At 63.0% G+C, this 19,954-nt stretch carries 20 protein-coding genes; 9 read left to right on the top strand and 11 right to left on the bottom strand.

Annotated features, from left to right (window positions below):
- Window positions 1-40: 40 nt before the first annotated feature.
- Together BLW71_RS20010 and pdxH are read right to left on the bottom strand one after the other, a co-directional pair.
- On the bottom strand, window positions 41-1,255 hold the full coding sequence (locus tag BLW71_RS20010) for a class I SAM-dependent methyltransferase (RefSeq protein ID WP_091799516.1): 1,215 nt from the start codon (window positions 1,253-1,255) through the stop codon (window positions 41-43).
- Between the two features lie 142 nt (window positions 1,256-1,397).
- Window positions 1,398-2,039: a pyridoxamine 5'-phosphate oxidase gene (gene pdxH / locus BLW71_RS20015; protein WP_091799519.1), complete on the bottom strand. Its 642-nt coding sequence runs from the start codon at window positions 2,037-2,039 to the stop codon at window positions 1,398-1,400.
- A gap of 227 nt (window positions 2,040-2,266) precedes the next feature.
- Between pdxH and tcdA the strand changes: the two genes are divergently transcribed.
- Complete coding sequence (tcdA, locus tag BLW71_RS20020; protein WP_091799522.1) at window positions 2,267-3,124, top strand: tRNA cyclic N6-threonylcarbamoyladenosine(37) synthase TcdA; 858 nt, start codon at window positions 2,267-2,269, stop codon at window positions 3,122-3,124.
- Window positions 3,125-3,226: 102 nt separating this feature from the next.
- Here tcdA and trxA read toward each other — a convergent pair whose 3' ends face one another.
- Complete coding sequence (gene trxA / locus BLW71_RS20025) at window positions 3,227-4,075, bottom strand: thioredoxin (RefSeq protein ID WP_091799524.1); 849 nt, start codon at window positions 4,073-4,075, stop codon at window positions 3,227-3,229.
- Window positions 4,076-4,196: 121 nt separating this feature from the next.
- Window positions 4,197-5,072, bottom strand: a complete 876-nt coding sequence (locus tag BLW71_RS20030; RefSeq protein ID WP_091799527.1) for a pirin family protein — start codon at window positions 5,070-5,072, stop codon at window positions 4,197-4,199.
- A 180-nt stretch (window positions 5,073-5,252) separates the two neighbouring features.
- On the opposite strand from BLW71_RS20030, the gene BLW71_RS20035 reads away from it, so the two are divergent.
- Window positions 5,253-6,155 (top strand): EamA family transporter, encoded by a 903-nt coding sequence (locus BLW71_RS20035; protein WP_091799530.1) that lies wholly within the window; start codon window positions 5,253-5,255, stop codon window positions 6,153-6,155.
- A 148-nt stretch (window positions 6,156-6,303) separates the two neighbouring features.
- Here BLW71_RS20035 and BLW71_RS20040 read toward each other — a convergent pair whose 3' ends face one another.
- On the bottom strand, window positions 6,304-7,875 hold the full coding sequence (locus BLW71_RS20040; RefSeq protein ID WP_091799534.1) for an N-acetylmuramoyl-L-alanine amidase: 1,572 nt from the start codon (window positions 7,873-7,875) through the stop codon (window positions 6,304-6,306).
- Window positions 7,857-8,435 carry a tRNA (adenosine(37)-N6)-threonylcarbamoyltransferase complex ATPase subunit type 1 TsaE gene (gene tsaE, locus BLW71_RS20045; protein ID WP_091799537.1) on the bottom strand — a complete coding sequence of 193 codons (579 nt, stop codon included), beginning with the start codon at window positions 8,433-8,435 and terminating at the stop codon, window positions 7,857-7,859. The genes BLW71_RS20040 and tsaE overlap by 19 nt, the downstream gene beginning before the upstream one ends.
- 17 nt (window positions 8,436-8,452) lie before the next feature.
- Here tsaE and queG point away from each other — a divergent pair, with 17 nt between their 5' ends.
- From queG to xerD, 3 genes are all read left to right on the top strand, one after another.
- Window positions 8,453-9,700 (top strand): tRNA epoxyqueuosine(34) reductase QueG, encoded by a 1,248-nt coding sequence (gene queG, locus BLW71_RS20050; RefSeq protein WP_091799540.1) that lies wholly within the window; start codon window positions 8,453-8,455, stop codon window positions 9,698-9,700.
- 104 nt (window positions 9,701-9,804) lie between these two features.
- Window positions 9,805-10,275 (top strand): methylated-DNA--[protein]-cysteine S-methyltransferase, encoded by a 471-nt coding sequence (locus BLW71_RS20055; protein WP_091799543.1) that lies wholly within the window; start codon window positions 9,805-9,807, stop codon window positions 10,273-10,275.
- The gene (gene xerD, locus BLW71_RS20060; RefSeq protein ID WP_091799546.1) at window positions 10,272-11,207 is read left to right on the top strand and encodes a site-specific tyrosine recombinase XerD; all 936 of its coding nucleotides are present in this window, start codon (window positions 10,272-10,274) and stop codon (window positions 11,205-11,207) included. Before BLW71_RS20055 ends, xerD begins: the two co-directional genes overlap by 4 nt.
- 40 nt (window positions 11,208-11,247) lie before the next feature.
- Here the strand turns inward: xerD and BLW71_RS20065 are convergent, their stop codons facing one another.
- Window positions 11,248-12,810 carry a class I adenylate-forming enzyme family protein gene (locus tag BLW71_RS20065; RefSeq protein ID WP_091799550.1) on the bottom strand — a complete coding sequence of 521 codons (1,563 nt, stop codon included), beginning with the start codon at window positions 12,808-12,810 and terminating at the stop codon, window positions 11,248-11,250.
- 140 nt (window positions 12,811-12,950) lie between these two features.
- Here BLW71_RS20065 and ybaK point away from each other — a divergent pair, with 140 nt between their 5' ends.
- Both ybaK and plsY read left to right on the top strand, forming a co-directional pair.
- Complete coding sequence (gene ybaK / locus BLW71_RS20070) at window positions 12,951-13,442, top strand: Cys-tRNA(Pro) deacylase (RefSeq protein WP_091799554.1); 492 nt, start codon at window positions 12,951-12,953, stop codon at window positions 13,440-13,442.
- Between the two features lie 125 nt (window positions 13,443-13,567).
- Window positions 13,568-14,212, top strand: a complete 645-nt coding sequence (gene plsY / locus BLW71_RS20075; RefSeq protein ID WP_091799557.1) for a glycerol-3-phosphate 1-O-acyltransferase PlsY — start codon at window positions 13,568-13,570, stop codon at window positions 14,210-14,212.
- A 41-nt stretch (window positions 14,213-14,253) separates the two neighbouring features.
- Here plsY and BLW71_RS20080 read toward each other — a convergent pair whose 3' ends face one another.
- Window positions 14,254-14,739, bottom strand: coding sequence for a YajQ family cyclic di-GMP-binding protein (locus BLW71_RS20080; protein WP_007180572.1), 486 nt, complete (start codon window positions 14,737-14,739; stop codon window positions 14,254-14,256).
- Between the two features lie 209 nt (window positions 14,740-14,948).
- On the opposite strand from BLW71_RS20080, the gene murB reads away from it, so the two are divergent.
- Complete coding sequence (gene murB, locus BLW71_RS20085) at window positions 14,949-15,989, top strand: UDP-N-acetylmuramate dehydrogenase (RefSeq protein WP_091799560.1); 1,041 nt, start codon at window positions 14,949-14,951, stop codon at window positions 15,987-15,989.
- 168 nt (window positions 15,990-16,157) lie between these two features.
- Here murB and BLW71_RS20090 read toward each other — a convergent pair whose 3' ends face one another.
- The gene (locus BLW71_RS20090) at window positions 16,158-17,384 is read right to left on the bottom strand and encodes an argininosuccinate synthase (RefSeq protein WP_091799562.1); all 1,227 of its coding nucleotides are present in this window, start codon (window positions 17,382-17,384) and stop codon (window positions 16,158-16,160) included.
- 262 nt (window positions 17,385-17,646) lie between these two features.
- Entirely contained in the window at window positions 17,647-18,576 is a 930-nt protein-coding gene (argF, locus tag BLW71_RS20095; protein WP_091799565.1) for an ornithine carbamoyltransferase, read from the bottom strand.
- A gap of 437 nt (window positions 18,577-19,013) precedes the next feature.
- Here argF and BLW71_RS20100 point away from each other — a divergent pair, with 437 nt between their 5' ends.
- The gene (locus BLW71_RS20100; protein WP_091799568.1) at window positions 19,014-19,355 is read left to right on the top strand and encodes a DUF3579 domain-containing protein; all 342 of its coding nucleotides are present in this window, start codon (window positions 19,014-19,016) and stop codon (window positions 19,353-19,355) included.
- A gap of 183 nt (window positions 19,356-19,538) precedes the next feature.
- Here BLW71_RS20100 and rpsT read toward each other — a convergent pair whose 3' ends face one another.
- Window positions 19,539-19,817 carry a 30S ribosomal protein S20 gene (gene rpsT / locus BLW71_RS20105; RefSeq protein WP_012434165.1) on the bottom strand — a complete coding sequence of 93 codons (279 nt, stop codon included), beginning with the start codon at window positions 19,815-19,817 and terminating at the stop codon, window positions 19,539-19,541.
- Window positions 19,818-19,954: the final 137 nt, after the last annotated feature.

Genomic DNA, 19,954 nt, shown 5'->3' on the forward strand with positions numbered 1-19,954 from the left:
CGCGTCGCCCGCCCATGCACGGCGCCGTGGCGCAACCGGATTACAGCGGTTTGTCGTACATATAGCGGCGCGACCACGGCAGGGTTTTCGCGCTGCGGCCGGCTTTGCGGCACACCACCTGGTAGATCGAGACGTCGTCGTTTTCGAACGCGTAGGCGCAACCCGCCAGATACACGCGCCAGATACGGAATTTCTCGTCGTCGACCAGCTTGCGAGCTTCTTCCGCATGCGTTTCGAAATTTTCCGCCCAGATGTTCAGCGTGTGCGCATAGTGACGGCGCAGGCTTTCGACGTCAACCGCTTCGAGCCCGCCGCGCTGCATCGCTTCGAGTGCGAGGCTGATATGCGGCAGCTCGCCGTCGGGGAACACATAGCGGTCGATGAATTCGCCGCCGCCGAGCGCGGTCTCGCCGCTGTCCGAATCGCTCGAGGTAATGCCGTGATTCATGGCGACGCCGTCGTCGACCAGCAGATCGCGGATTTTCTCGAAGTAGCCCGGCAGATTCTTGCGGCCCACGTGCTCGAACATGCCGACGCTCGTAATGCGATCGAACTGCCCCTGCACGTCGCGGTAATCCTGCAGACGAATCTCGATCTGGCTTTCCAGGCCCGCGGCTTTCACGCGCGCGGTGGCGAGGTCGAACTGGTTCTGCGAGAGCGTCACGCCCACACACTTCGCGCCGAACTTCTGCGCCGCGCGCAAAACGAGCGCGCCCCAGCCGCAGCCGATATCGAGCAGGCGCTGCCCCGGTTGCAACTGGATCTTGGTGAGGATGTGGTCGATCTTCTTGATCTGCGCGGTGGCGAGATCTTCGTCGCCGTTCTCGAAGTACGCGCACGAGTACACCATGTTCTCGTCGAGCCACAACCTGTAGAACTCGTTCGAGACGTCGTAGTGATACTCGATCGCCTTCTTGTCCGACGCCTTCGAATGATTGAAGTAGCGCCGCACGCGCGCCAGCTTGCCCGCGGTCGTGACGGTATTGCGCGCCAATTCGTAGCTGACATTGATGATGTCCGACAGCTTGCCCTCGATGTCGATCTTGCCTTTCACGTACGCCTCACCGAGATTGTCGAGGCTCGGTTCGAGCAGATAGGGCAGCGCCGTGGCGCTTTTGACATGTAGCGTGACCTGAGGCGCAGCGAACTGCCCGAAGTCGTGTTGCTGACCGTCCCAGAGCACGAGGCGCGCCGGAACATTAGCTTTGGTTTTTACATCTTCCACCCACTGCGCCAGCTTCTTCTCCCAGAACATGTGATCTCTCCGTGTCCGTTGAATTAAAGCAAAGCTTGTGTGGATTGCAGCTCGATGCGGCGCAGCTCCCATGCCGCGAGATGCCATCCGGCCGGCGCGCGCTGCTGCGTTGGCAGCGCACTTGCCGGCGTTGTATTCCAATTCAGGGCGACAGGCGGGAGATTTGCCAGTCGCTATGTTCGTTCGAACGAGTGTAGAGCAAACGGTCGTGAAGACGTGACGGCCGGCCCTGCCAGAACTCGATTGCTTCGGGCACCAAACGATAGCCGCCCCAATGTGGCGGACGCGGCGGTTGGTCGCCGTATTGCAGGCTGAATTCGCGTTCGCGCGTTTCGAGCTGCGAACGGCTTTCAATTGGCTGACTTTGATTCGATGCCCACGCGCCGATACGCGAACCGAGCGGACGCGACGCGAAATACCCGTCGCTTTCTTCCGCGCTGGTTTTGACGATGCGCCCCTCGACGCGTACCTGGCGCTCCAGCTCGATCCAGTAGAACAGCAGGCTTGCGTAAGGATTGGCCGCCAGTTCGCGGCCTTTACGGCTTTCGTAATTGGTGAAGAACACAAAGCCACGCTCGTCGACGCCTTTGATCAACACGATGCGCGCCGAGGGCCGGCCGCGCGAGTCGACCGTGGCCACCGTCATGGTGTTCGGTTCGGGCAGTTGAGCGTCCACGGCCTGTTTAAACCACGTATCGAATTGACGAAACGGGTTGCGGTCGACATCGCCGACGTCCAGAGAACCCAGCGAATAGTTTTTTCGAAGTTCGGCGAGTGAGGTCATGTTCTTATGCGAACGCTACAGTTCAATCAGTATAGCCAAGGCGCTAATTTTTTGCGCGCAGCCAAGTCAAGGTCTAGCGTGGTGAGCGGAGCATGCCGACGCGCCGCGAGCCTTTGAGTTGTTCTCTACCCGGCGATGCAACTTGGTGCGTTCAGGCAAAATACGGGGCTGCGTATGCATTCGCGTCGCCACCTTGTGTTTTTGCCTGACCAACGAGCCCTGCCATCATGTCCAGCACCACCGCGCCATCCGATCTTACTACCAGCCTCGACGGGAGTGAAACCGCCGACCGCGCGCGGCGCTTCGGCGGCATTGCCCGCCTGTACGGCGCACCGGCGCTCGCCGCCTTCGAGGGCGCGCACGTGGCCGTGATCGGCATTGGCGGCGTGGGGTCGTGGGTGGCCGAGGCGCTCGCGCGCAGCGCGGTCGGCACGCTGACACTGATCGACCTCGACAACGTCGCCGAGAGCAACACTAACCGGCAGATCCACGCGCTCGACGGCAACTACGGGAAACCGAAGGTCGAAGCGATGGCGGAACGCATCGCGGCGATCAATCCGTTTTGCGATGTGCGCCTGATCGAAGACTTCGTCGAGCCGGACAATTTCGACGCCACCCTCGGCGGCGGCTTCGACTACGTGATCGATGCGATCGACAGCGTGCGCACCAAGACCGCGTTGATCGCATGGTGCGTGGAGAGGAAACAGCCGTTGATCACGATTGGCGGCGCGGGCGGTCAACTCGATCCGACGCGCATTCGCATCGACGATCTCGCGCTGACGATCCAGGACCCGTTGCTGTCGAAAGTGCGCGGACAGTTGCGCAAGCAGCACGGTTTTCCGCGCGGGCCGAAGGCCAGGTTCAAGGTGAGCGCGGTGTATTCCGACGAACCGTTGATCTATCCGGAAGCCGCCGTCTGCGATATCGACACGGAAGCCGAGCACGTGAGCACGTCGCCGGGACACACGGGACCGGTCGGTTTGAACTGCGCGGGATTTGGTTCGAGCGTGTGTGTGACGGCGAGCTTCGGTTTTGCCGCGGCCGCGCATGTGCTGCGGGCGTTGGCGAAGCAGGCGACGGCTTGAGGTGATTCACGTCGCGGCAAATGCCGCGGCGTCTTCGGGAATTGAGACCTGTGGGCATTCAGGCGCGGCACAGCGGCCACGCCCGAACACTGATCAGGCGGATCAGTACAGCGCGGCGCTCAGCTTGCGCCGCCATTGCGCCACCAGCTCCGGCTGATGCGCGGCCAGATCGAACACCGACAGCATTGTCTTACGGCCGATATCGTCACGGAACGTGCGGTCGCATTGCACGATCGCCAGCAGTTGTTCGAGCGCTTCCGCGTATTTGAGGCGGGCGATGAACGCGCTGGCCAGATCGAAGCGCGCTTCGAGATCGGTTGGGTCGGCGGCGACCTTGGCTTCCAGCGCATCGGTCGGCGGCAAGGCCGCGGCGGCGTCCACGGCGTCGAGGCGCGTCTTGATCGCGTTGAAACGCGCGTCGATACCTTGCGTGGTTTTCGGTGACAGCAGTTCGATTTCGTTGCGGACCTCGTCGATACGGTTGTCTTCGAGCAGCATTTCAATGCGGTCCATGCGTGCTTCGTCGAAACCCGGGTCGTAGGCGAGGGCGGCTTGCAGCGCGTCGTAGGCATCGTCGCGGCGGCCTTCGGCCAGCGCGGTTTGCGCCTCCAGACGCGCGGCGTCAGCGCCTTGCGGCACAAGCCGCTCGATAAACTCGCGCAACTGGCCTTCAGGCAGCACGCCGACAAACTGATCGACCGGCTGTCCGTCAGCAAAGGCCATGACGTGCGGAATGCTGCGCACCTGGAAGTGCGCGGCCAGTTCCTGGTTTTCGTCTACGTTGACTTTTACCAGCTTCCATTTGCCGGCGGCTTCGGCTTCGAGCTTTTCGAGCATCGGGCCGAGGGTCTTGCACGGGCCGCACCAGGGCGCCCAGAAATCGACCAGCACGGGGGCCAGTGTCGACGCCGTGATGACGTCCTGTTCGAAAGTGGCCAGAGTGGTGTCCATTGCGTCCTCGTCGATAAAACGGTCTATTGATTATTTGGGGCCGAACGCCGCGGATTCAATGCGGGCCGAGCGCGCTTGCGCCGATTCTCGCTCAGTTGCGCTTACTTGCGCGCCTTGGCGATCATTTACGCTGGGGCAGCGGAATCCATTCGGTTTCGCCCGGCACCTTGCCCATTTCCTGATTGGTCCATGCGAGCTTCGCGGCTTCGATTTTCTCGCGCGAACTGGCGACGAAATTCCACTCGATAAAGCGCTCGCCCTCCAGCTTCTCGCCGCCGAGCAGCATGACGCGCGCGCCGTGGGTGCTCGCCAGCGTGACCGTTTCGTCGAGCGCGAGCACGGCCATCTGGCCGACTTCGAGCGGCGTGCCGTCGATTTCCAGATCGCCGTCCACGAGATAGACGCCGCGTTCCTCGTGCTCCGGTTCGAGCGCGAAGGCGCCGCCCGGCGCGAATTCGCCGGCGACATACAGCGTGCCCGAAAACGTCGCGACCGGCGAGGTCGCGCCGAATGCCGTGCCCGCGATCACCCGCAGCGTCACGCCGTTGCGCTCGACCACCGGCAGCGTGTCCGCCGCGTGATGGGCGAACGATGGCTCGATCTCTTCGTCTTCGAGCGGCAGCGCGACCCACGTCTGAATGCCGTGCATGGTCAGGCCGCTCGCGCGGTCCCCTTCCGGCGTGCGCTCGGAGTGGACGATACCGCGCCCGGCCGTCATCCAGTTGACGTCGCCGGGGACGATCTTCTGCGCCGAGCCGAGGCTGTCGCGATGCATGATCGCGCCTTCGAACAGATAGGTCACCGTGGCGAGGCCGATATGCGGATGCGGGCGCACGTCGAGGCCGACACCGGGTTCGAGGGTGGCCGGGCCCATATGGTCGAAGAAGATGAACGGACCGATCAGACGCGCCGCCATGGCCGGCAGCACGCGCCGCACGGTCAGACTGCCGACGTCGCGCAGGTGCGGCTTGAGGACTGCTTTGATCGAGGAAGACATGGGCAGACTCGGCTGGGAAGGTGGGAGGAAATTTTTGCTGAATGGACGATTCTACTGCGGAGGACGCAATGATGAGGGCTGAGCGCCATGTCGACGCTCCGGGAATCCGTAGCGCGGCCCGTCGCTTGCCGTTGCCGGCTCCGCTAAACTGCCGGATCGAACAATCAATTGGAGACCGGGATGTCGCCCAAGGATTTGCTGCTCGCGCTGGTTGTCGTCGTGGCGTGGGGCGTCAACTTCGTCGTGATCAAGGTCGGCCTGCATGGCGTGCCGCCCATGCTGCTCGGCGCGCTGCGCTTCACGCTCGCCGCGGTGCCGGCGGTGTTTTTCATCAAACGGCCCAACCTGCCGTGGCGCTGGCTGCTCGCGTACGGCGCGACGATTTCATTCGGGCAGTTCGCTTTTCTGTTCTCGGCCATGTATGTCGGCATGCCGGCCGGACTCGCTTCGCTGGTGTTGCAGGCGCAGGCGTTTTTTACGCTGATATTCGCGGCCATCTTCCTGCATGAGCGGTTCCCCTTGCCGAATGTCGTGGGTTTGGTGATCGCGGCGGGCGGGCTTGCCGTGATCGGACTGCAAGGCGGCCACGCCATGACGCTGGCCGGATTTGTCCTCACATTGTGCGCCGCGTGCTCGTGGGCGCTCGGCAACATCGTCACGAAGAAGGTCGGCAAGGTCGATCTCGTCGGACTCGTGGTGTGGGGCAGCCTGATTCCGCCGCTGCCGTTTTTCGCGCTGTCGTATGCGTTCGAGGGGCCGCAGCGGATCGTCGCGGCGCTTTCAGGCATCAGCGCGATGTCGATCTTCGCCGTCGTGTATCTCGCGTTCATCGCCACGCTGATCGGCTACGGATTGTGGAGCCGCCTGCTGTCGCGCTATCCGGCAAGCCAGGTCGCGCCGTTTTCGCTGCTGGTGCCGATCGTCGGGCTCGCGTCGGCGTCGCTGTTTCTCGACGAGCAACTGTCCGCGGCGCAGATCGCCGGCGCTTTGCTGGTGATGGCAGGGTTGGCCGTGAACGTGTTCGGCGGCTGGGTCGTGCAGCGGTTTTCACCGGCGCGCCGGGCAACCGGCGCGTCCGATTGAGGACGAAAACGCGGACGAAAAAACGCGGACGATAAAACCCGAACCACAACGCAAACCAGAGCGCGCACAGCGCCGACAACCACACCACCAACGAAACTACGGCCGCATCGAGCGGCCGTATTTCATTGCATCGTTGCAAGCGAAAGCATCACGTCATGCGGTTCTTCGCGAGCGGCGGATTCGCCGCGAAATAGCGCTTGATGCCGGTCATGATCGCATCGGCCATCTTGTCGCGATACGCGTCGTCGTTCAGGCGGCGCTCTTCGTCCGGGTTACTGATGAAGGCGGTTTCCACGAGGATCGACGGAATGTCCGGCGCCTTCAGCACCGCGAACCCCGCCTGTTCGACCGAGCCCTTGTGCAGCTTGTTGATGCCGCCGATTTCCTTCAGCACGAAGTTGCCGTAGCGCATCGAGTCGCGAATCTGCGCGGTAGTGGACATATCGAACAGCGCGCGGTTGACGGTGGCGTCGGCGGACTTGATATTGATCCCGCCGATCTCATCCGACGAGTTCTCCTTGTTCGCCATCCAGCGCGCCGCGGCGCTCGACGCGCCATGCTCGGACAGCGCGAACACCGACGAGCCCTTGGCGTCGGGCGTGGTGAACGCGTCGGCGTGGATCGATACGAACAGGTCCGCGCCGACGCGGCGCGCTTTCTGCACACGTACGTTCAGCGGCACGAAGAAGTCGGCGTCGCGCGTCATCATGGAGCGCATGTTCGGTTGCGCGTCGATCTTCGCGCGCAGCTTCTTGGCGATGTCGAGCGCGACGTGTTTCTCGTAGGTGCCCGAGCCGCCGATCGCGCCCGGGTCTTCGCCGCCGTGACCCGGATCGATCGCGACGGTCAGCAAACGCACCGTGTTGCTCTTGCCGGATTTGGGCGTGGTGAATGCGTAGGTATCGTCGCTGCCGGCGTCGTCCGCGCCCAGCGTGCTGGCGCTGTTGCCTTTATTGCGCGCGATGGCCGTGGACGGCGCCGGCGGCGTGGCGGGCTTGCCGACGATCGGCGGTGCAGGCGTTGGCGTGACATGCACCGGCGGACGCGGCACGCTCGGCGTGGACCCGCTGCCGCCGTTCTGCGCGTAACGCTCGAAGAATGCCTCGCTGTTGTCGGCGGCGGGCGGCGTGGTGCCCGGGCCACTCAAGGTGGCGGGCGGTGGCGCGGCGTTCTGGTCGTTCAGCGTCTGCTGCTTGCGTTCTGTCTGCGCGAGCAGATCCATCAACGGATCGGGCGCGACCGCGGGATACAGGTCGAACACGAGCCGGTATTTGTATGCGCCGACCGGTGGCAGCGTGAACACCTGCGGCTTCACCGAGCCCTTCAGGTCGAACACCATGCGCACCACATGCGGCTGATATTGCCCCACACGCACCGATTGAATTTGCGGATCGTTCGGCGTGATCTTCGACACGAGGTCCTTGAGCGCCTGATCCAGATCGAGGCCGCTCAGATCGACCACCAGCCGGTCCGGTCCCTGCAGCAACTGCTGGGCGTTCTGCAAAGGTTGATCGGATTCGATCGTGACGCGCGTGTAGTCGCGCGCGGGCCAGACCCGCACGCCGAGCACCGAGCTGGCCCACGCGAGACGCGGCGCGACGAGGCCGAGCACGAGCGTGGACGCACCCGCGCGCAGAATCTGCCGGCGCCGCCAGTTATGCGTTGCGGTAGCCGCCGATTCGATCGAGCGGAACGGTTTGATCAACATCTTTCGAGACATGCCTTTCCTGGTTCGCTGTATGCCCGTGCGACGAGTACACGGCCGTCGCCTTGGTTCTCATTGTCGAGGTCGAGCGAGAAGACGAGATCCGGCACGCCTAAGAGACGCCCCGCGCGTTGCGGCCATTCGACGAGACAGACGGCGCCGCTGTCGAAGTACTCGCGAAAGCCCGCGTCGGCCCATTCGGCCGGATCGGTGAATCTGTACAGATCGAAGTGATAGAGCGCGAGTTCCCCGCTGGGGCGTTCGAGCACGTAGGGTTCGACGAGTGTGTAGGTGGGACTGCGCACGCGGCCGGTGTGGCCGAGGCCGCGCAAGGTGGCGCGCACGAGGGTGGTTTTGCCGGCGCCAAGATCGCCGACGAGTTGCACTTGCAGCCCGTGGAATGCCGTGTTGTCTTGAACGCCCGGCGCGTGTTGCGACGCTTCACGCACGCTTTCGATCGCCTTCGCGAAGCGCTCGCCGAACGCGAGTGTGGCGGCTTCGTCCGCGAGCGCGAAGGTGCGTTCGAGCAGGACATTGGCGGGCGGTTGGATCGCGAGATCGGGATTGTCAGGCATTCTCGTAAAATGGCGTGATGAACCGAAGTCCGGAGTCCCCTGTTTCCTGCCCGCCTGCGTCTGACGACGATGCGCGTGCCGAGCGTCATTTCGATGAAACGGCGCTGAATGCGCTCGCGCTGAACATCAAAACGTGGGGCCGTGAACTGGGTTTCGGAGCAATCGGCATTAGCGACACCGATCTCTCCGCGGCCGAAGCGCCGCTTGCAGCCTGGCTGGAAGCGGGGTGCCACGGCGAGATGGATTATATGGCGAAACACGGCATGAAACGCGCGCGGCCCGCCGAGCTTGTGGCCGGCACGCGACGTGTGATTACCGCGCGCATCGCTTATTTGCCCGCTCAGACACTGAGCGGAAAGGCGCCCGAAAGCGCTTTGCATGACGGCCCGCTGATGCGGGACAGCCGGGACTGGCGCGCAGCCGAGCATGCGCGGCTCGCGGACCCGTCGGCGGCGGTGGTGTCGATCTATGCGCGCGGCCGCGACTATCACAAGGTCATGCGTAACCGTCTGCAACATCTCGCCGAAAAAATCGAGGCGGAGATCGGCGCATTTGGCTACCGCGTATTTACCGATTCGGCGCCGGTGCTGGAGGTAGAACTTGCCCAGAAGGCCGGCATCGGCTGGCGCGGCAAGCACACGCTGCTGTTGCAGCGCGACGCCGGGTCGCTGTTTTTTCTCGGCGAAATCTATGTCGATGTGCCGTTGCCGACGGATGCCGAAACCTCGCCCGAGGTCGCGCCCGAAACGCCGGGCTCGCACTGCGGCAGTTGCACACGTTGCCTCGGCGCCTGTCCGACCGGCGCGATCGTCGCGCCTTACAAGGTCGATGCGCGTTTGTGCATCTCCTATCTGACGATCGAATTGAAGGGCAGCATTCCGCTGGAAATGCGGCCGCTGATCGGCAATCGCGTGTACGGTTGCGACGATTGTCAGCTCGTGTGCCCATGGAACAAGTTCGCACAGGCCGCGCCGGTCGCCGATTTCGACGTGCGGCATGGACTAGATCGCGCGTCACTTGTCGAGCTTTTCTCGTGGAGCGCGGACGAGTTCGATACGCGCATGCAGGGCAGTGCGATTCGCCGGATCGGCTATGAGAGCTGGCTGCGCAATCTCGCGGTGGGCATGGGCAACGCGCTGCGTGCGTCGCGCGATACGTTGAGCGAGCCGGCGCGCGAGGCGATCGTGCAGGCGCTGAAATCGCGGGCCGGCGACGCTTCGGCCGTTGTGCGCGAGCATGTGGAATGGGCGTTGGAAGCGGCGTAAAGTAGCGGCACACTATTGGGTTCGGCGTGTGCAGCGTGCTGCACGACATGCAAGTGCGCCAACCTTGCAAACCGGAGCGCCGCGCCAGCAAGGAGCAGGCAATCATGTTCAACGCAGTGATCGATGCGCCGTTCGGCAAGGTCGGCATCCGTCTCGAAGGCGAGGCCGTGCGCGAGATCGTCTATCTGCCGGATTCCATGCAAAGCGTCGCGCCCGACACGCCGTTGGCGAGGCGGGCGGCCGAACAGATCGAACGGTATTTCGAACGTGCTTCGGCGAAATTCGAGTTGCCGCTTGCCCCGGTCGGCACCGCATTTCAGAAGCGCGTCTGGCAGGCCATCAGTGACATTGCGCCGGGCGTCGTGCTGACCTATGGGCAATTGGCGAGGCAACTCGGCAGCGCGCCGCGCGCGGTCGGTCAGGCGTGCGGCGCCAATTACTTTCCGATCGTGATTCCCTGCCATCGGGTGGTAAGTTCGAGCGGCATCGGCGGTTTTGCGAATCACGCCGAAGATGGTTTCTTCCGCAACGTCAAGCGCTGGCTGCTGGCGCATGAAGGCATTCCCTACGCATGAGCGATACCTTGATCGACGACGCGCCCGCCGCGTCCCCTCTCTTTGTTGCAAGCTCGGCATCGATCGATGCGTTCTGCGACGCACTGTGGCTCGAACATGGCCTGTCGCGCAACACGCTCGACGCATACCGCCGCGATCTGCGTCTCTTTTGCGAATGGCTCGCGCAGAGCCGCGACGCTTCACTCGACACCGCGAGCGAAGCCGATCTGAACGCGTATAGCGCTGCACGCCAGAAGGACAAATCGACTTCGGCAAACCGGCGGCTTTCGGTGTTTCGCCGCTACTACGGTTGGGCCGTGCGCGAGCATCGCGCGAAGGTCGATCCGACGGTGCGCATCCGCTCGGCGAAACAGCCGCCGCGTTTTCCGTCGACGCTCACCGAAGCGCAAGTCGAAGCACTGCTCGGCGCGCCCGACATCGATACGCCTTTGGGCCTGCGTGATCGCACGATGCTTGAACTGATGTATGCGAGCGGTTTGCGCGTGACCGAACTGGTCACGCTGAAAACCGTGGAAGTGGGACTGAACGAGGGCGTAGTCCGTGTGATGGGCAAGGGCTCGAAGGAGCGCCTGATTCCATTCGGCGAAGAAGCGCACGGCTGGATCGAACGCTATCTGCGCGAGGCGCGGCCCGTGTTGCTCGGCGCACGCGCAACGGATGCACTGTTCGTGACGAACCGCGCGGAGGGCATGACGCGCCAGCAGTTCTGGAACATCATCAAACGCCACGCGTTGGCGGCCGGTGTGAATGCACCTTTGTCGCCGCATACGTTGCGGCACGCGTTCGCCACGCATCTGCTCAATCACGGCGCCGATTTGCGTGTCGTGCAACTGCTGCTCGGCCACACGGATATTTCGACCACGCAGATCTACACGCACGTGGCCCGCGAACGGTTGAAGTCACTGCATGCGCAGCATCATCCGCGAGGGTGATTTGCGCTCGCGATTGCGCTTCGATGCGCTTGGCTCTGGTTCAGAGAAACCCGCGCAGCCGATGCTTCAGAATCTTGCCGGTCGATGCAGCCGGCAACGCGGCGAGTACCTTGACTTCGGCTGGCCGCTTGTACGGCGCGAGACGCTCGCCGCACCAGTCGATCAATTCGGCGGGCGTGACGTCCGCGCCGGCCATCAACTCGACGAACGCCACCACTTCCTCGTTGCCTTCCACCGCGCGCCCGACCACCGCCGACTGCACGACCTGCGGATGCGCGTTCAACACATGCTCGACCTCGGCCGGATACACATTGAAGCCCGAGCGGATGATCAGCTCCTTGCTGCGCCCGACGATATGCAAGGCGCCGTCCGCGTCCTGGCGCGCGAGATCGCCGGTTTTGAGCCAGCCGTCTTCGGTCACGACCGCACGTGTCTGCTCGGGGCCGCGGTAGTAGCCGAGCATCACGTTCGGACCGCGCACCCATAGCTCGCCGATCTCGCCTTTCGCGGCATCGACACCGTCAAGTCCCACGAAACGCACCTCGACGCCCGGAATGACCTCGCCGACCGAGCAGTCGTTGCGCGGCGCGTCGAGCATGGTGTGCGACACGGTCGGGCTGCTCTCGGTCATGCCGTAACCGTTGTGCAGCGGCAGACCGTAGACGCTCTCCACCTGCGCTTTCAGCGCGGCGTCGAGCGGCGAGCCGCCGGAATACGCGAAGCGCAATTGCGGCGCGGACCACGAGTGGCCGTGCGTGTGCAGATGCTCGAGCAATTTGGCGTGCATGGCGGGCACACCCTGGAAGATCGATACGCGTTCTTCGGCGAGGGCGCGGCGCACGGCTTCCGGCGCGAAGCGCGGCACGAGCCGCAAAGTCGCGCCTGCGTGCAGGCTGCCCAGGCACACCGACGCGAAACCATAGACATGCGAAATCGGCAGCACGGCATAAACGACATCGTCCGGGCCGACTTTGCGCAGGCGGCTCGAGATCGCGGCAATGAAGAGCAGATTGCGATGCGAGAGCATCACGCCCTTCGGTGCGCCAGTCGTGCCGGTGGTGTAAATCAGCGCGGCGCATTGGCGGTGGTTTTCGGCTTCGACCGGTTCGGCTATCGCCGCGTTGTCCACGGTGTAGGACCACGCGCCGATATCCGGCGTGATGGCCGGCGCCGCGCTGGCTTGATGCCGCTGCGCGTGCTGCTGGGCATCGGTCGAGCTTTCGGTGGCGTAGGCGACCACGCGAGGCTGCGCATGAGCGCGGATCGAATCGAGTTCGCCCGCCGACAGGCGCGCGTTCGACACCAGCGCCCACGCGTCGAGCCTCGCGGCTGCGAACAGCAGGACGATCTGCGCGATGCTGTTCTCCGCGACGATCATCACGCGATCGCCGCCACGCACGCCCCATTCGCGCAGCAGCGCGGTAGCGGCGTCGACGGCTTGCAGCAGTTGCGCGCTGCTCAAACGGCGCGCATCCTCGATCAAGGCGATATGTTGCGGATCGCGCGCGGCGGCGAGCGCCGGAATGTCGGCGATACGCGCGGGCAGGGCGGCCAGCAGCGCGGGAATGTCGATCGTGGAACGGGTAGACGAATCTGGGTTCAACGCTGTCTCCTTGGAACGGCTCGTTGCCCGGCGTGCGGTGCGCCGGAATATTTTCGAACGATCGTGCCATAATCGCCGGTCCTGCACAATTGACCATTCAGCAAATAGCCGTTGCGGAAAGTCGCCATTACAATGCGCCGATGAGCAAATCCCGACACGTCTCCGAAACGCCGGCCACGCAGTTTCTGCGCCGCCACGGCGTCACTTTCGGCGAACATCCTTATGATTATGTCGAGCATGGCGGCACCGGAGAATCGGCACGTCAGCTCGGCGTGGACGAACATCACGTCGTGAAGACGCTGGTCATGGAAGACGAGCACGCCAAGCCGCTGATCGTGCTGATGCACGGCGACCGCACCGTCAGCACCAAGAACCTCGCGCGGCAGATTGGCGCGAAGCGCGTCGAGCCGTGCAAGCCTGAAGTGGCGAACCGGCATTCCGGCTACCTGATCGGCGGCACCTCGCCGTTCGGCACGAAGAAGCAGATGCCGGTGTATGTCGAGTCGAGCATTCTCGAGATGGACAAGATCTGGTTGAACGGCGGGCGGCGCGGTTTCCTGGTCAGCATCGAGCCGAAGGTGTTGACGGCGTTGCTGGCGGCAAAGGCGGTTCAGTGCGCGAGCGTCGATTGACGTTTGCCTGAATGTTTTCCGGGCGCGCGCGTTCGGTAGAATGTGCGCCGCTTTGTTCCGAGTTGCGCGCCCTGTTGCGGTTGGGGTATCGAGTTTCAGACCGCCGATCCTTTTAAGAGTCCCAGATGCAAAACCTGATCGTTGCTGCCGTTGCCTACCTGATCGGTTCGGTGTCGTTTGCCGTGATCGTGAGCGCCGCGATGGGCCTCGACGACCCCCGCTCCTATGGCTCGGGCAACCCGGGCGCCACCAACGTGCTGCGCAGCGGCAGCAAGAAGGCCGCGATTCTCACGCTGATCGGCGACGCGTTCAAGGGCTGGCTGCCGGTGTGGTTCGTCGTGCATTTCGGCGCGCGCTATGGGCTCGACGAGACTTCGGTGGCGATTGCGTCGGTCGCCGTGTTTCTCGGTCACCTGTATCCGGTTTTCTTTCGCTTCAAGGGCGGCAAGGGCGTGGCGACCGCGGCGGGCGTGCTGCTCGCGATCAATCCGATCCTCGGCGTGGCGACCCTGCTGACCTGGCTGATCGTGGCGTTCTTCACGCGCTATTCGTCGCTGGCGGCACTGGCCGCGGCGGTATTCGCGCCGATCTTCGACGGCTTCCTGTTCGGGCCGCATATCATCGCGCTGGCGATCGTCGTGATGAGTTCGCTGCTGGTGTGGCGCCATCGCGGCAACATCGCCAAGCTGATGCGCGGGCAGGAGAGCCGCATTGGCGACAAGAAGAAGGCGGATGCGGCGGCGAAGCCGGCGGCGGGGAGCGACGTCTGACGGGTTGATGCATTGGCGCGCGGCGTTCGCGCGCCGAAGCATCAGTCGCGGAAGTTATTGAAGTCGAGCGGCGTGTCCGTCACGTCCTTGCGCAGCATGGCGATCACGCTTTGCAGATCGTCGCGCTTGCCGCCGGTGATGCGCACCGCGTCGCCCTGAATGCTCGCCTGGACCTTGATCTTGCTGTCCTTCACGAGGCGCACGATTTTCTTCGACAGATCGCCCGACACGCCTTTCTTGATCTTGATGACCTGCTTGACCTTGTCGCCGCCGATCTTCTCGATCTTGCCGTAGTCGAGGAAGCGTACGTCCACGTTGCGCTTGGCCATTTTCGACAGCAGCACGTCTTTCACCTGGCCGAGTTTGAAATCATCGTCCGCGTAGGCCGTGATTTCGTTTTCCTTGTGTTCGACGCGCGCGTCCGACCCTTTGAAGTCGAAGCGCGTTGAAATTTCCTTGTTGGACTGCTCGATCGCGTTCTTGACTTCGATCATGTTCGCTTCGCAGACGACGTCAAACGATGGCATTGCTTTCTCCCAATAGTGCTGCGGTGCGCGACGCAGCCGGCCGGCTGCTCATGAGGCACTCGCTATAATCACGGACCGGACGTTATTTTACCGACGCCGCTCCCTTTTGCCCAAGGCCGCCGCGCATTGCCGCGCAGCCCAGGTCCGAAGCCGTTTTCGTAGGCTGCTTATTTCGTCGTTTCATTCGTCGTTTCACTGTTCCCATTCCGATGTCCCACTCCGAATCCGCCGCATTCATTGCCGGCTATCCGCTGAAGCCGCACAACACCTTCGGCTTCGATGTTCGCGCGCAGTTTGCGTGCCGCATCGAGCGAGAAGAGCAATTGATGGCCGCGGTGCGTGATCCGCGCGCAGCCGGCCTGCCGCGCCTCGTGCTCGGCGGCGGCAGCAATGTCGTGCTGACCGGCGACTTTGGCGGGCTGGTGCTACTGGTCGCGCTGCGGGGCCGCCGCGTGGTACGTGAAGACGATCATGCATGGTACGTCGAAGCGGCCGGCGGCGAGCCGTGGCATGAGTTTGTGGCCTGGACTTTGTCGCAAGGCATGGCTGGCCTCGAGAACCTCGCGCTGATTCCGGGCACGGTGGGCGCGGCGCCGATCCAGAACATCGGCGCGTACGGGTTGGAGATGTGCGAGCGTTTCGCGTCGCTGCGCGCGGTGGAGCTGGCCACGGGCGCCGTGGTCGAGCTGGACGCGCAGGCTTGCCGCTTCAGCTATCGCGACAGTTTTTTCAAGCGGGAAGGGCGCGAGCGTTTCGTGATTACGTCGGTGACGTTCCGTTTGCCGAAGGTCTGGCAGCCGCGCGCCGGGTATGCGGATCTTGCTCGCGAACTGGCCGCGAACGGCCACGCCGATACGCCGCCGACCGCGCAGGCCATCTTCGATGCGGTGGTGGCGGTGCGGCGCGCCAAGCTGCCCGATCCGCTGGAACTCGGCAATGCCGGCAGCTTCTTCAAGAATCCTGTGGTCGAGGCGGCGCAGTTCGAGGCGCTGAAGCTCCGGGAGCCGGAGGTCGTGTCCTATGTGCAGCCGGATGGCCGGGTGAAGCTCGCCGCCGGCTGGCTGATCGATCGATGCGGCTGGAAAGGTCGCGCGATGGGCGCGGCGGCCGTGCACGAACGGCAGGCGCTGGTGCTGGTGAATCGCGGCGGCGCGAGCGGCGCGGAGGTGTTGGCGTTGGCGAAAGCGATTCAGCGCGATGTGCTGGAGAGGTTTGGGGTGGAGCTGGAGGCGGAGCCGGTTTGTTTGTGATGGGTTGAGTCGGGTTGCTTGGTGCGGATGTGTTGATGCGGATGTGTTGGTGATAAAAAAGGCGCCGGGAGTTTCCTCCCGGCGCCTTTTTTGCGTTTGGCTTCGGCCGCGCCTTTCGGCGCTGAACTTCGCTAGCGCGAAGTTAGCCTGCTGCCAAGCCGTGCTTCATCAATCGCGCTGACGGCGAGCGTTTTCCGCAATCCGCATACGCAGTGCGTTCAGCTTGATGAACCCGCCAGCGTCGGCCTGGTTGTAAGCGCCGCCGTCGTCGTCGAAAGTGGCGATGGTCTTGTCGAACAGCGTTTCCTTCGAATCGCGCGCGACGACCGACACGCTGCCCTTGTACAGCTTCACGCGCACCCAGCCGTTGACCTTCTCTTGCGTATGGTCGATCAGCACCTGGAGCGCACGGCGCTCCGGGCTCCACCAGTAGCCGTTATAGATCAGCGCCGCGTAGCGGGGCATCAGGTCGTCTTTCAGGTGAGCCACTTCACGGTCGAGCGTGATCGACTCGATGCCGCGGTGCGCCTTCAGCATGATCGTGCCGCCCGGCGTTTCATAGCAGCCGCGCGACTTCATGCCGACGTAACGGTTTTCCACCAGATCCAGACGGCCAATGCCGTGCTTGCCGCCCAGGCGGTTCAGCTCGGTGAGCATTTCCGCGGCCGACAGACGCTTGCCGTTGATCGCAACCGGATCGCCGTGCTCGTACTCGATGTCGAGGTATTCAGCCTGGTCCGGCGCCTCTTCCGGCGACACGGTCCAACGCCACATATCGGCTTCCGCTTCCGCTTTCGGATCTTCCAGGTGACGGCCTTCGAACGAAATGTGCAGCAGGTTCGCGTCCATCGAATACGGCGCGCCGCCTTGCTTGTGCTTCATTTCGATCGGAATGCCGGCCTTTTCGGCGTACGCGAGCAGCTTTTCACGCGACAGCAGATCCCATTCGCGCCACGGCGCGATGACCTTGATACCCGGTTCCAGCGCGTAGTAACCGAGTTCGAAGCGAACCTGGTCGTTGCCCTTGCCGGTTGCGCCGTGCGAGACCGCTTGCGCGCCGGTGGCGCGCGCGATTTCGATCTGACGCTTGGCGATCAGCGGACGCGCGATCGACGTGCCCAGCAGATACTCGCCTTCATAGATCGTGTTGGCGCGGAACATCGGGAACACGAAGTCACGCACGAACTCTTCGCGCAGGTCTTCGATAAAGATGTTTTCCGGCTTGATGCCGAGTTGCAGGGCCTTCTTGCGCGCCGGTTCCAGCTCTTCGCCCTGGCCGATGTCGGCCGTGAACGTGACGACTTCGGCGTCGTAATTGTCCTGCAACCACTTCAGGATGACGGAGGTGTCGAGGCCGCCCGAATAGGCGAGCACGACTTTCTTGATATCGCTCATGGTGAACTCGTAGCTGGAGAAAGCGGGAAAACAAGGCGCGCCGGCGGTCCCGGAGCGCGGAAAACCACTATTTTGACACTAAACCGCCGGTTGCCCGCGTTTTTGGGGCAGTGCGGTGATGTAGCCGGGTCCGCTTGACGCAGTGGACGCCGGCTCGATGCGTGGCGCTAAACGTGGACACCTTGCCTCGTATTCAAGGCCCCGTCGCGCTACACGCAGATGCTGCATTAGGTGCTGCATTAAGTGCCGGGCAGCGGCTCGCTCAGTGATTCAGCTTGCCGAGCAGCAGATATTCCATCAAGGCCTTTTGCACGTGCAAACGATTTTCCGCCTCGTCCCACACGACGCTTTGCGGGCCGTCGATCACTTCGGCGCTGACTTCCTCGCCGCGATGGGCAGGCAGGCAGTGCATAAAGAGCGCATCTGCATTGGCACGCGCCATCATGTCGGCGTCGACGCACCAGTCGGCGAAGGCTTTCTTGCGCGCTTCGTTCTCGGCCTCGAAGCCCATGCTGGTCCAGACGTCGGTGGTCACGAGGTCGGCGCCCGTGCAGGCCTCGTTCGGATCGTCGAATTCTTCGTAGAACGGCGCGCTCTCGGCGGCGACCATGGCGCGGTCGAGCTTGTAGCCTGGCGGCGTGGACAGGCGCAGCTTGAAGCCGAGAATCTGCGCGGCTTCGATCCACGTGTACAGCATGTTGTTGGCGTCGCCGACCCACGCAACCGTCTTGCCGCGAATCGGACCGCGATGCTCGAAGTACGTGAAGATGTCCGCCAGCACCTGGCACGGGTGATATTCGTTGGTCAGCCCGTTGATTACCGGCACGCGCGAATTCTCGGCGAAGCGGGTGAGAATGTCCTGGCCGAACGTGCGGATCATGATGATGTCGACCATGCGCGAGATCACTTGCGCTGCGTCTTCGATCGGTTCGCCGCGGCCGAGTTGTGTGTCACGCGTGCTCATGAAAACGGCGTGACCGCCCAACTGGAAGATGCCGGCTTCGAACGACAGGCGCGTGCGTGTCGAATTTTTTTCGAAGATCATCGCCAGCGTGCGATCGTGCAGTGGATGGTAGGTCTCGTAGTTCTTGAATTTGCGTTTCAGAATGCGCGCGCGTTCCAGCACGTACTCGTAGTCTTCCAGCGAGAAATCCTTGAACTGCAGGTAGTGGCGAATTTTCTTGGCGGTCATGAAACAAATACGGCGGTCTCACCCGGCAGGATTGCCGGACGGCGCCGCCGTCGTTTGTGGTAACTCAATGCAGCATAAAGGATTTCGCCCGATTTGACGAGTCGGCCAAAAGGCCAGGCAAGCCGGCTGAAAGCGTCGCCGATATCTCAGACTTGTCTTGTGTGCGCTGCGGAAAAAGGTCCGCTGCGCTATAATCTACGGGTTATCCCAAAGCCCAGCAGGCCGGTATTTCGCTTGCGGGACACGGCTCGCGCGGCTCGGAAAGGCCTGCTCGCGGTGTGCCGTCATGACAAGCGCAAAGGCGGCTCAGCCGGCCCTTCGCGGTTCCGGTGGTGTGGTTCGCCATCGCGGCATGGTCGGCGAGTCCAGGCAATTCACAGCCGCTTCGCCGTTCGCTTTGCCGTCATCCCGCTGGGCAGTCACACAGGTATTCCTACATGGCCGAAGCAGCTCCAACCGAATATTTCATTCAGGGCATCACGTCGACGGGAAAAAAGTTTCGGCCGAGCGACTGGTCGGAGCGCCTCGCAGGCGTCATGGCGTGCTTCGGCCCCGGTGCAAGGAAGGGGCCGAACGCTTATATGCAGTACTCGCTTTACGTCCGGCCGACCATGCTCGGCGACCTCAAGTGCGTGATTCTCGATTCGCGCTTGCGTGACATCGAGCCGATGGCTTTCGACTTCGTCCTCAACTTCGCGAAAGACAACGACCTTATCGTGACCGAGGCTTGCGAGTTGCCGCCGGAGCATGGTACGCAGCAGACCAAGAACACGCGCTAAGGCGCAAGCCAGTCGAGTCGGCAAAAACAAAAACCCGCCAGCAGCGGGTTTTTTTGCAACCGAAGCATCGGCGAGTGGGGCGCACGATCGGCCTGCGCCGGTGCCAAGCAAAAAAGCCCGCCGAGGCGGGCCTTTCTGTGCAGCGGAAACAGGAGGTAGCCCACCGAAGCGGGCTGACCGGAATTACTGCGCTGCGGACGCTTGCAGACCCTTGATGGCTGCAGCGAGGCGGCTCTTATGGCGAGCAGCCTTGTTCTTGTGAACGATGTTCTTGTCGGCAATGATGTCGATGGTCTTCGACGATGCCTGGAAGATCTCAGCGGCCTTAGCCTTGTCGCCGGCGTCGATCGCCTTGCGGACAGCCTTGATAGCCGTGCGGAACTTCGAGCGCAGTGCCGAGTTGTGCGAGTTTGCCTTGGCGGCCTGGCGGGCGCGCTTGCGTGCTTGTGCGGAGTTAGCCATGACGGTTCCTTATCCTGTTCCTGTTTCCAGTACCTGACCTTCAAGTGGTGAGGTGCTGCTTTTAGATCGAACTCTTGGAAGCGATTGCCCAAGAGCGCAAAAGTGTCGAAAAAAATCGATCGGACTACGTGAAGGCT

Source organism: Burkholderia sp. WP9 (assembly GCF_900104795.1).
Taxonomy (GTDB): Bacteria; Pseudomonadota; Gammaproteobacteria; order Burkholderiales; family Burkholderiaceae; genus Paraburkholderia.